This is a genomic window from Candidatus Sysuiplasma acidicola (assembly GCA_019721035.1).
Taxonomy (GTDB): Archaea; Thermoplasmatota; Thermoplasmata; order Sysuiplasmatales; family Sysuiplasmataceae; genus Sysuiplasma; species Sysuiplasma acidicola.
On record JAHEAA010000024.1, the window covers coordinates 1 to 10,578 of the forward strand.

14 protein-coding genes are annotated in these 10,578 nt (G+C 50.3%); 5 read left to right on the forward strand and 9 right to left on the reverse strand.

Going from position 1 to position 10,578, the window contains the following annotated elements:
- Positions 1 to 100: 100 nt before the first annotated feature.
- From KIS30_09230 to KIS30_09250, 5 genes are all read right to left on the reverse strand, one after another.
- Entirely contained in the window at positions 101 to 358 is a 258-nt protein-coding gene (locus KIS30_09230; protein MBX8646920.1) for a hypothetical protein, read from the reverse strand.
- Entirely contained in the window at positions 345 to 1,121 is a 777-nt protein-coding gene (locus tag KIS30_09235) for a winged helix-turn-helix transcriptional regulator (GenBank protein MBX8646921.1), read from the reverse strand. The genes KIS30_09230 and KIS30_09235 overlap by 14 nt, the downstream gene beginning before the upstream one ends.
- A 138-nt stretch (positions 1,122 to 1,259) precedes the next feature.
- A complete protein-coding gene (locus tag KIS30_09240) occupies positions 1,260 to 1,430 on the reverse strand; it encodes a hypothetical protein (protein ID MBX8646922.1) in 171 nt (56 codons plus the stop codon).
- A gap of 387 nt (positions 1,431 to 1,817) precedes the next feature.
- Positions 1,818 to 2,186, reverse strand: a complete 369-nt coding sequence (locus KIS30_09245; protein MBX8646923.1) for a PIN domain-containing protein — start codon at positions 2,184 to 2,186, stop codon at positions 1,818 to 1,820.
- Positions 2,187 to 2,221: 35 nt separating this feature from the next.
- On the reverse strand, positions 2,222 to 2,419 hold the full coding sequence (locus KIS30_09250; GenBank protein ID MBX8646924.1) for a hypothetical protein: 198 nt from the start codon (positions 2,417 to 2,419) through the stop codon (positions 2,222 to 2,224).
- 304 nt (positions 2,420 to 2,723) lie between these two features.
- Here KIS30_09250 and KIS30_09255 point away from each other — a divergent pair, with 304 nt between their 5' ends.
- Both KIS30_09255 and KIS30_09260 read left to right on the forward strand, forming a co-directional pair.
- Positions 2,724 to 2,864 (forward strand): hypothetical protein, encoded by a 141-nt coding sequence (locus KIS30_09255; protein MBX8646925.1) that lies wholly within the window; start codon positions 2,724 to 2,726, stop codon positions 2,862 to 2,864.
- Between the two features lie 264 nt (positions 2,865 to 3,128).
- Positions 3,129 to 4,019, forward strand: coding sequence for a DMT family transporter (locus KIS30_09260; GenBank protein MBX8646926.1), 891 nt, complete (start codon positions 3,129 to 3,131; stop codon positions 4,017 to 4,019).
- Positions 4,020 to 4,045: 26 nt separating this feature from the next.
- On the opposite strand, the gene KIS30_09265 is transcribed toward KIS30_09260, so the two are convergent.
- Complete coding sequence (locus tag KIS30_09265; GenBank protein MBX8646927.1) at positions 4,046 to 4,558, reverse strand: flavin reductase family protein; 513 nt, start codon at positions 4,556 to 4,558, stop codon at positions 4,046 to 4,048.
- A gap of 65 nt (positions 4,559 to 4,623) precedes the next feature.
- Complete coding sequence (locus tag KIS30_09270; GenBank protein ID MBX8646928.1) at positions 4,624 to 5,853, reverse strand: MFS transporter; 1,230 nt, start codon at positions 5,851 to 5,853, stop codon at positions 4,624 to 4,626.
- A gap of 108 nt (positions 5,854 to 5,961) precedes the next feature.
- Here KIS30_09270 and KIS30_09275 point away from each other — a divergent pair, with 108 nt between their 5' ends.
- A complete protein-coding gene (locus KIS30_09275) occupies positions 5,962 to 6,606 on the forward strand; it encodes a helix-turn-helix domain-containing protein (GenBank protein MBX8646929.1) in 645 nt (214 codons plus the stop codon).
- A gap of 307 nt (positions 6,607 to 6,913) precedes the next feature.
- On the opposite strand, the gene KIS30_09280 is transcribed toward KIS30_09275, so the two are convergent.
- Together KIS30_09280 and KIS30_09285 are read right to left on the reverse strand one after the other, a co-directional pair.
- Positions 6,914 to 7,492 carry an MOSC domain-containing protein gene (locus tag KIS30_09280; protein ID MBX8646930.1) on the reverse strand — a complete coding sequence of 193 codons (579 nt, stop codon included), beginning with the start codon at positions 7,490 to 7,492 and terminating at the stop codon, positions 6,914 to 6,916.
- A gap of 82 nt (positions 7,493 to 7,574) precedes the next feature.
- Positions 7,575 to 8,573: an APC family permease gene (locus KIS30_09285; protein MBX8646931.1), complete on the reverse strand. Its 999-nt coding sequence runs from the start codon at positions 8,571 to 8,573 to the stop codon at positions 7,575 to 7,577.
- Between the two features lie 66 nt (positions 8,574 to 8,639).
- Here KIS30_09285 and KIS30_09290 point away from each other — a divergent pair, with 66 nt between their 5' ends.
- Positions 8,640 to 8,807, forward strand: a complete 168-nt coding sequence (locus KIS30_09290; protein ID MBX8646932.1) for a hypothetical protein — start codon at positions 8,640 to 8,642, stop codon at positions 8,805 to 8,807.
- A gap of 680 nt (positions 8,808 to 9,487) precedes the next feature.
- On the forward strand, positions 9,488 to 10,333 hold the full coding sequence (locus KIS30_09295; protein MBX8646933.1) for an NYN domain-containing protein: 846 nt from the start codon (positions 9,488 to 9,490) through the stop codon (positions 10,331 to 10,333).
- The last annotated feature ends 245 nt before the right edge of the window (positions 10,334 to 10,578 follow it).

A 10,578-nucleotide genomic window follows, 5' to 3' on the forward strand; every position in this document is an offset into this window, starting at 1 on the left:
ATTCTCTATGCCCTGTGCTTCCATTCTCAAACACTCCTAATGTTCAAGAGTGAAGGTACAGGGTCTATTGAAATTTACAGCAAAAGGTGTACACGTCCCGTTAGCCTGTCTTGAAGTCTCTGGTTGGATTGTAATTCATTGTTTTCAGGACGCCGACTATTGAATAAAATTCATCTTTGTCAATGAAGGTAAAATCGACATCCTTGGTCGAGTCTTTTATGTTAAGGAGAGTGAGAGCTGTTCCACCGTGTGCAAAAGCCTTCACTCTATGGTCAAGATGTCTCGAAATGTCCTTCTCGAGCCAAAGCAACAACGTGCTGGCGTTTTTTGGTCTGATCAGGGGTTTATTTCCCCCCATACGTTTGCATCAGTTCGTCAACATCGTTCCTGGAAATTGGATTGAGGACATGCCATCTGTCTGCCAGTCTGAGTGTCTCAGGATCTTGAGGTCCCTGGAATGCGAGCAATTTCACTTTCTCTGAAGTTGGTTTCAACTTACGAGAAATATCTGATTTACCTGCGAGCGACGCAAGAAAACCAATTGCATTCTGCTGTTTTCCCCTGATGGCTACATCCACAGCATCTTTATCCTTCACTTTTCCCGATTTCATCATCGACACAGCTGCGGCAATCTTTCGCGGTTCTCCACTTTCTGTTGCCCACAAAAGTAATCCTTTGGGCGACATAAATGAGCCATCTGTGGTTATTATCGGGTCCTCATAAAGCAAGGGCGATATGCCAACAACGACTTCGAACGCTCTTGTTTCTACAGGCTTCCTGGAAAGAATATCTTCGGATCCAACGAAGGCTATCCCCAATCTGGCAAATGAACTTCTAGGACCCCAAAGGACCCCTTTTTCCGAGTTTAGTTTGTAAAATAACGCATCTGCGGCAGTTCTGTACCATTTAACGCCTTGTGCGGTTCCCCTCAGAAGAACTGGTGGCCTTCCCCTTGAGAGCTTCCTTGTTTTCTCTTTCTTTATAAGACCCCTGCTTTCGAGCTCATTCAGGTAGGAGACCACGGTATTGGGTGAATATCCTGTCGCTCTTGTAAGCTCGCGAACAGAATAGCTTCCATTGAATATTCTCGCCAGTATTGTCAGAGCAATTTCTTCCTTCATTTTTACATACTAAACTATAACAAAATATCTATAAGAAGATGGCGGCTGGACTAACTGGGAGAACCACTCACTATCTCTTAGAGGCTGAGATAAACACAATCCTCAAGCTATTCAAGTTCACTGTCGATGCAGCTGGTGTTAAACACCCTTCTTCCTATTTTCCGATTCCAAGTGATACATGTCAGTCAGTTCCCTGCTTTCCTTCCTGGAAGGAATATGCCACTTTCCTGTCATGCCCTGAGTTTGAATCCTGGATATGGTGTCATTGACGTTTTCCTCTACCTCTATGTAACTTGCTTTTTGTATCAAAAAGTCAGCACTAATTCTGTTTCTCTCTTTGAGGATGAGGAATAGTGCATACTTGGCATTAGTCTGATTTGGCCCGTCTCACAATATCTTCAGTCAATCTGACTCGTGGAGTGAAACCACCCGTAATGCTGTGCTTCGAAATCAACGTCGCAACTTAACAAATATCAGATATATCCAGGACTATCGATGAGGAAATTAACATATCCCGTTGTCAGGCATTCCCGGAGAATTTGAAATTATCTGTTGAGTCTTGGCAATGCAACCGGTTCTGCCTGATTCCACATTTCAGTAACAAAGAGAATTTCAGCATCACAGAAGGAAAGGAAACAGGCGCTGCTCTTATGTCGTTTTGCATATAGGGGGCTGCAGATGAACAACGGTGCTGTATCAATTTCCTTTTCCGAGTAACACACTTGGTTCTGTTCGTTCAATATCGAGACCATCAAAGTGTCTGTCGAAAGAAACGATGTAGTCTACTGCCAGCTTCTTGGCGACAAAGTACTGCAAGGCGTCATCGAAATCAAGCTTTGTTTTCTGCTGAACAATGGTTGTCGCGATTATATCGGCATTTCCGGTGTCGTAGACTACAAGCCCTGTGCTTCTTTCCAGGTTCCGCAGGAATATAGATGCTGTTTCCGCTTTGCCGAGTATCTCTTCTACTGCGTGCACGGAAAATCTTGTTACCACAGCCTCCAATTCGCCTTCGGATATCCCGTCCAAAAGGTGCTCGCATTGTGCCGCTCTATCCTGCTTCAAGAACATCTCCAGAAAGATGTTTGTATCCAGGAGTATCATCTTGCTTTTTTCCACAGCTTGTGTTGCAGTTCCACGGAATCTTCCTTCAGGTAATCCAGAACTCCGACCAGCTTATTCCAGTCTGCCTTTTCCTCCTTGGCATGCTCTCCGAGCGTATTTTCCATCCCCTTCTTCACCGACCTCTTCTTGTGGCCGTAAATTTTCATGGCCTTTTCCTTGAATTTCTTTACCAACTGGCTGTCCAAATCGACCTTGAGAGTTTCCGTTGTAAGTATGAAAATATTTTGTGACTATATAAGTCAAACCACAATTCTCAATTCGAACTGCGTTTGTTTGCAAGATTCGAGTAATGACATAGACAGCGTCAAAAGGCAAGGACGTCAACTGTCGCGTTAAGGTGGGAAACGCACTGACTCCTCTTTCACGCAGCTCGACAGCTCTCTTGTGTGTTGGTTCCAGTCTGGACAGATGCTTTAAGCGGGTCATCGTACAAAGTGCTCACGTAACTGAGTAAAATTACTCAATATATTGAGCAAATTGTCAAAAGAAGAAGGAGCGAAACATTTCAGCATGACTGTGCTGAATGTGCTGCTCAGACGCTTGAGCGAACCAAGTCTTCCGGCGCATTATGCTGTTGCAGACGTACTTTCCCTCGGGAACAGTCTCTGGATTGAATAGCAGTGGGATGTCGTCAGTAGACTCGTCAACGGCAGTGTGAAGAAGAAGGGCATGCTCATACTGAATGAAGTGCAGAAGATACCGGGCTGGCCGGAAGTCAACAAGAAGCTTTGGGACAAGAACGGGCGTAGAGAGAAAACAGCTTGAATGATGAGTTCCATGCCTCCGGCTGCATGCATCGAATATTGTTGCACGGATGTTCGCGTCGTGCCGGCCGACCGTGCTCCCGGGCACGAACCTGATCGAGCACAGCTGCTGGTAACCATGTCAGATATAGTGGTTGGACTGTTTCTGTCAATTTTTTCAGCTTTCATGTTTGCAGTGTCAAACATGTTCATTGTCAGGGGCATGAGCTCAGGTCACATGTCCGCTGGAGTACTGACGACAATACTGTTCTCGTCACTCGTGATATTCATTGTATCTCTGGCAACGGGTCAGTTCTTCGACATCTGGAAACTCGGCATCTATCCTGCACTACTTTTCATGCTCGCCGGTGTCCTGAACTTCATACTGGGTCGCGGTCTCAACTATGCCGGTATGATTCTCCTGGGCCCGTCAAGGGGCAGTTCGATCACATCCTCACAGAGTCTGTTCGCCGTCTTTTTCGGCATACTTCTGATTTCAGAGCCGCTGACACTCCTTGCCGGCGCAGGCGTGATACTCGCTTTCTTTGGTACAGTGCTTGTCACAACGGGAAACGACAGGGGAAAGAAGCTAGACAGCAGGGGTCTGCTGTTTGCTTTACTTGCGGCCTTCTTCGTCGGCATGTCCGTTGTTGTGATAAGGGCTGCCGATCTGCGGTCCCCGCTGCCGGTTGACGGTGCGCTGATAGCATACCTTACCGCCGGGCTCTTCTATTTCCTGCTCAACCTCCTGCGGACAGGTAGCCTGCGCGGTGTAATTGCGGGCAACAGGAAAGCCATGCTGGCTGTCGCCGGCACGGCATCCGGGCTGGCCCAGAGTTCTAGATTTGTTGCCCTCCTGGTCTCTCCCGTCGTCCTTGTAGCACCGATAATAACGGCCAATCCGCTGTTCACAATGCTCCTTTCTTACATGACGATGCGGGGCAGGGAAACACTCGGTCTCCATCTCGTGCTTGGTGCTATTCTCATAGTTGTCGGTGTTGCGGTGATATCGTATACTCTTGGCATATAGCCGCCGAGCTGCAAAACTGCAATGCCCTAACTGCCGTCCTTCTCTATGTGTTTTCCAAGTCTGAAGTATTCTCCGCCGTGGTAGATGAGCGGTTTCTTCGTGTCATCAGTATAGCCCTCGACAACCTTTCCAATGAACGCAGCATGATCGCCAGTTTTGAATTCATCCACGACAACGCACTCCAGATTCGTTATACACCCCTCGATCATGGGCGCGCGTATCCTGACTGCCCTGAACGTCTCGAAGTTTCCCAGTAGCCACTTGTCCTCACCTTCAGTAATCGAGTGATTGCCAGCTATGCTCGACAGGTTTGCCTGCTCTTCCGAACAGTAGTTCAGTCCGAATTCACCCGAATCTCTTATCAACGCATACGTCCCCCTTCTGTATCCCACGAACACTGCAACCAGGTAAGGGTCTATGGAGACACGCAGCGACCACTCGGCCGCCATCACATTCGCCCTGCCGTTGTACTCCGCAGTCACAAGCGCAACGGTGGATGTGAACTTCCTTCTTGTCTTGTCTATGCCAACGACGCGCATGTCAGTCCGATCGCTTTCATCTAATTAAGCATGGCCAGAACCATAGTCCATGGTCCAGGGATTGCTCATATCCTCGTCATGTTCAACTCTTTGAATGTGAGTGACAGTGCCGCGATCGCGACTGCGACGACACAGACGATCAGGAGCATCGATCTGGCTGAAGTTAGCGCTATAACCACACCGCCGACTGTTCCGGAAAGGAAGGTCATTCCGAGCCCGAATGTATTGAAAGTGCCCTGTACAGTTGCCATCATTTTCTCCGGCACCTTCCTGATCGCAAGCGTCGATACTGCAACGTTCAGCATACCGATGAGCAGACCGATGCCGCCAAGCAGGAGGTAATCGTAGTAGATGGACGGGGACAGTCCAATCAGTCCGATGAACAGGCCGACAAGGAACACTGTTGCAGTCAGTTCACGCCCAACACTGCCGCTCACCTTCGACGCGAGCACTGAACCAAATATCGCCGCTACACCCAGAACGAAGAGCAGCGAGCCGAAGTAGATGCCGGACAGCCTGAAATCCAGCTGCACTAGCGCGGTCAGGCTCACACCCACCGTCCCGAATATGAAATTCGCCAGCAGAGCAATTAAGAGAATTTCAAGTAAGGCCGTATTCCCCCTTATGAAGCCGAGTCCCTCCCTGACAGATCCTCCGACCGAGCCATCTTCTTTTCTTGCTTCCCGCGGAGAACTGATGGGTATGATTGCCAGCATTGCCGTTATGAAGATTACAGTCAATGCGATAAATGCGTCATCGAATCCGAGGACAAGGACTGCACCGGCTAAGCCGTATCCGGCTGTTTCGGCAACTCCTGTGGCTGCCTGCATGACCGATGTTCCCTTCTTGTATGTTGCATCGTCCAGGAACCTCTTCGACCAGACGGATCTGACAGAGTTCATAACGTCTGATGTGAAACCGATGATTATGGACGTTGAGAAGAAGAGCAGCGCAATGAGCAGTACGCTGTGCACAAGCAGTGCGATGAACAATATGCCTATGGCCGCGGGCCTTGCAATGCCTGCAACCGCACCTAGCGACTTCTTCCTCGGGCTCCTGTCGACGTAGGCTCCTACGATGAAGCTCGCGAAGAGCGGGAGGGATACCATGCCATCCGCCAGGCCGGTTATCACCGTTGAGTGTGTGAGAGCAAGCGTCACCCAGAGCACGACAATGCCATATGCCATCACTCCCATTCTTGACAGTCCGGCGTTCAATATAACCAGCCTGAAGTCATGCGTCAGCACACCGTTTCTGTTCTCCGCGCCTGGTCTTTCCTCACTATCATTCTGCATGTCATTGACCACCGTGCAATGTTTCCTGCTTTACCATGCAAATGTATTCATACATATAAATCTTATTTATACATAATGATTTTATTTGGATGAAGTATTGGTACTTATGTGTCTGGATCATCTGCCGAAGGAAGGGAAAAAGGGAATGACCCGTACGACCTCGTACTGGATGCACTGAGCAATTCGACAAAAATGAGCGTACTTCTTCTGCTGGCAAGGAACGAAAAGCTGACTGTGACGCAGATGGCCAGACACATCAGGGTCACAAGGTCAAACCTCTATCACTTCGTGGCCGAGATGGTGAAGGACGGACTTCTCGCAGAACCCGAGGTGGTCGTGAAGAAGAACCATATCGAGAAATACTACTCCCAGAACCATGAGTTCTGGAAGGCAATAGATCCGTTCGCCCAGAACAGAAGGATGCTTGAGAAGCTGACGCCGGACGAGGGCAGGAAACTGCTGCGTTCAGCACTGCTTTCCATGAGTCTGCAGTACCGTCTGTATGCGGATGAATTTGCGAATGCAACGGATGAGGAGATGGAACGTGTGGCCGAACAGTTCGGGAAGAACAGGCTCATGCTGTCCGTCTGGTCTGTTGACGATGATGTCTTCGACATGGTTGTCTCCTCGGTGAAGAAGCTGCTGGCGGATGTCGTGGCCGAGGGTAACAGGCGTCCGGCAAGGAAAGGCAAGGCGGAGCAGAACAGCGTATATATCGCATGCATACCAGACATCTTCAACCGCCGCACCTGACTGCCCTCCGGACAATGCAGGAGGGGTGTAAAGTGAGGCGCATTACCTGATTCCGCATTGCTCCTGCACAGCATGCCATTCGCTTTGAAAGGCAGGAACATGGTGCCCGTTACGCAGTTTGTGACTTCCTGCCCAATATAAATTCGGGCACCCTGCGTAAGAATCAGTGGCGGTTCTTGCTTCAAAGATGAGAGTCTTGCACAAAAGGTATCACATTATGATGTGGGAAGCCCACGTCCTTTAACAATGGAAGGATATCGCAATCCATAGACTCTAACCGACTTGGAAGCGGGATTAAGCTCTTGCTTCAGACGACCTGCAGCGGCGTATGTTGTCCGTCAGGAAGCCTGACAATTATGTTGTCATGCGGTCTGACAACACCACCCGCAATGACAATGCCCATGACACCCGCTTTCCTGATCAGATTGCCCCGATCGTCTTTGTGAAGCACGGCGTTCATCAGCCCTTTCTGGAACACATCGATTTTGTAGCAGGGATTGCGCAAACCGGTGATCTCAATCACTGCCTCGTGTCCGATGCACAGCTGCGTCCCTCTGGGCAAAGCCAGAAGATCTATGTCCGAGGTTGTAATATTCTCGCCCATCTGGCCCGGAAAGACTTCATGTCCTTCCCCGCTTAGTTCCTCGAGCAGTTCATACTGGATGAGATGAACCTGCCGCAGGTTCGGCTGGTTCGGGTCTTTTGCGATCCTCGAGAGGTGCTGGACGGTTCGGCCCATGTGGGCATCGCCCTCGACTCCCAGGCCGGGAAGCAGGCGGATGCTTTCCACTGTTGCCTTCGAAAAGTCATGGTTCCTGCTTCTGCAGACTGCTACGACTGAGCCGGAGCCACTGTTTTCCTTTCCATTGACTATGGTGCTGCTCATATGGCCGCCGCCTGCATGCTGAGAGATATGTCCTGTTGAATATAATTTCCACCTGCAGAAAAGGCGTAAATTCTTACTGAAATCAGACTGGTTTACCGCTCTTTCGATTTACAAGATATGAGTACAGAAGCGCGGCCACAAAGACCGCAACGCTGAACAAAATAAGCCAGCCGACGAACGGAAGCACAATCAGTGATATTGCAAGTGAGATTGCCGGCAGTGCTGGTATTCTCTTTTTGCCGGATTTGCCGGGCTTCGCAGCAAATATCCTGACTCCCGCCGCAGAACCTATGACATACACAACAATTGCAGCGCCGCCGGGCACCAGAAGTGCGGTTTCCAGACTGACGTTCAGAACATAATAGATGATGAAAGGAGGTATCATTGGTATGAAAAGTGCAATGAGTGCTCTGTCCGGTACTTTTGTTCTCGGGTTGATGTGATCGAGGGCACGGGGAAGACCGCCATCTCTTGAAACAGCGTAGAATACCCGTGACATGCCTGTTGTGTAGGCATTGACAGTGCTGAATATGATGAACACTGCAAGTATGGCCGTTCCTGTTGATCCGTAAACACCCACAACATGGGAGAGCATGACTGCGAACGGCGCAATGTTGCCACCTGCCTTGTACGCGAGTGTGCCGACAGTTACTATGGAAACGGACAGATAGAGGGCGCTTATGAGCCCGACGCTGAGCAGTATGCTCCTTCTGAAATCCCTCTGGGGGTTTTCGAATTCTTCGGCCATATTGGAGACATTCTCATAACCGAGAAAGGACCAGAAAATCAGTGCTGCAGCTGTCCCGACAGGAAGCCATCCGTCAGGCAGGAATGGGCTGAAGTTGCCCGCTTTGACAAAAAAGCGGATGTCACTACGGTGACGAGAAGCAGTGCTACGATTGAGACGACGCTTGCAAGCTGCACTCTGTTGCTTATCACTATTCCCCTGTAGTTGATCACGAACGCCGCTACAAGTATCAGGGAAGCGAGAAGAAGTGTATCCAGTCTGCCGAGGGGGAAGGCATAGCCCAGATATGAAGCGGCTATGATGGTTATCGCAGGCGCGCCTGTTATCACCCACAAACCGAAAAGCCAGCCTGTGACTGTAGCGATGTGCGGCCCGAACGCCTCCTTTGCGAAGGAGTAGATGCCACCGGATTCAGGCTTTCTAGACGAAAGGGAGGCAAATGTAAACGCAAACGGAACACTTGCCACACAAAGGAGTGCCCAGGCAAGCAGCGAGCCGGGACCGGCAACAATTGCCGCCAGGCCGGGGAGCAGGAGTATTCCAGAGCCCAGAACCGAGCTCACATAGAGGGCGACGGCGTGGCGGAGCCTGATGGCCCTGCGCAATGATGCCTGTCCCTGTCCTGAATTCATTACGTTTTTCTTGGTTTCGAACTTCAGATCCTTATATTAAGGTTGCCGGCGGCTAGCCGTTGTGATGAGTGTGCCTTTCTTCCGAATGTCGATTTGACTTTCATCACGCTGCCTTAACTGTAATCAACTACAGAGGACAGAAGTTCCCTTATACTGAGCTAAAACCTGTTCAGCCCAACAGCAAGTATTGCTCACAAGTTGCGCATGATGCATCTGCAGACGGCGGCTATGGTCATGTTCGCGCCCGTTATCCTGCAATCTCGCTCACCGTCACGCTCTGCTCATGCATTTCTTTGAACATATGCCATTCCTCTGCTTCCAGCAAATTCATACCCCCGGCCCCTCACCGTAGCGAGAGCGGGTGTAAAGAATTCGTCGGCGATTCTGGAAACTATTCGCCGGCGAATCTGGCAAATTTTACTCCGGCGAAAGTGGCAAAAATTAGAACGGCGTTTCCAGTTCCAGCCTGTTGCCGCTCGGATCAATACGCTTGCAGGCCCATACTCCATTCCGGGCGGCTGAACCTCGAATACGAACCACGTCAACGGTGTTTTAGGAATCCTGTGTAATCAATCAAAGAGTAGAGATTTAAGCCTATAACGACAATAACGGGCGATGCCGATCGTCAACAAGAAGGTGGAGGACAGCACCGAATTTGCCGAATCTCAAGACAGGACGAGACTACTCGCGTTCCTGGTAGATGGAGACAATGCCATGGCATCCCTCATTGAGCCGATGCTCGAGGAGGTTAGCAAGTACGGGACTTCGATAATAAGGCGCGTCTACGGCGACTGGACACTACCGACTATGCAGGCCTGGCGCTCAGTGCTCCAGGAACATGCCCTCAGCCCTGCACAGCAGTTTTCGAATGTTTCAGGCAAGAACGCCACTGACAGCGCTCTGATTATTGAGGCAATGGACATGCTTCACAAGGGAACAGTTGACGGATACTGTATTGTGTCAAGCGATAGTGATTACACGAGCCTGGCAAAGCGGATCCGCGAAGAAGGTCTATTCGTCATGGGCATAGGGCGGGCTGCGACCCCTGCTGCTTTCCGCAATGCGTGCAGGGTATTCGTCGCGACTGAGAATCTCGTGTCGGGAGAAATCGCACAGGGAAGCGATGTGACGGGAACGGCAAAGAGAGAATCCGGCAGAAGTGACTCAAGGAAGCCCGATGAGTTGAGCCGCGTCGAGACCGCAGCGGCAGGCGGCAACAAACTACCGCCGAGCAAGGCAATCCGGCTCCTCATGAAGGCGTTCGATGCAACGGTGAACGAAGAAGGACGCGCGCCGTTGGCATCGATGGGATTGGCGCTGAGGCGGCTGGATCCCGCGTTCGATACACGTACCTACGGGAAATCCAAACTGATGTCGCTGCTGGAAGCACTCAATGATGAGTTCACGCTTGAGAGACCGAAAGGCTCAGCCGATTCAAGGATATTTGTCAGGTTGAAATGAAAGACGGCAGCCGGGAAGGAGTGCTGCACTGCCTGTGTTGTTCACCGCTGCAATCCATTTCTGTGTGCTATCCTCTCATCTTTGTTCCGAGCACTCGCTAATGAAACATTGTAGTTCAGTCTGCTGATTGCATGAACGATCGATGTCCGGTTCCAGCGCTACATTGCTCCTGAAGACTATCTGGTCCGTCAGCTTGAGTTCTTCGGCCTTCTCCATTAACGTCTGCCTTGCAACTTGACTCCACT

What these genes read in the sequence shown, in the direction of transcription:
- KIS30_09230 (MBX8646920.1), bottom strand. Translation starts at nt 358, where the DNA reads ATGGGGGGAAATAAACCCCTGATCAGACCAAAAAACGCCAGCACGTTG.
- KIS30_09235 (MBX8646921.1), bottom strand. Translation starts at nt 1,121, where the DNA reads ATGAAGGAAGAAATTGCTCTGACAATACTGGCGAGAATATTCAATGGA.
- KIS30_09260 (MBX8646926.1), top strand. Translation starts at nt 3,129, where the DNA reads ATGTCAGATATAGTGGTTGGACTGTTTCTGTCAATTTTTTCAGCTTTC.
- KIS30_09265 (MBX8646927.1), bottom strand. Translation starts at nt 4,558, where the DNA reads ATGCGCGTCGTTGGCATAGACAAGACAAGAAGGAAGTTCACATCCACC.
- KIS30_09270 (MBX8646928.1), bottom strand. Translation starts at nt 5,853, where the DNA reads ATGCAGAATGATAGTGAGGAAAGACCAGGCGCGGAGAACAGAAACGGT.
- KIS30_09280 (MBX8646930.1), bottom strand. Translation starts at nt 7,492, where the DNA reads ATGAGCAGCACCATAGTCAATGGAAAGGAAAACAGTGGCTCCGGCTCA.
- KIS30_09290 (MBX8646932.1), top strand. Translation starts at nt 8,640, where the DNA reads ATGCCACCGGATTCAGGCTTTCTAGACGAAAGGGAGGCAAATGTAAAC.
- KIS30_09295 (MBX8646933.1), top strand. Translation starts at nt 9,488, where the DNA reads ATGCCGATCGTCAACAAGAAGGTGGAGGACAGCACCGAATTTGCCGAA.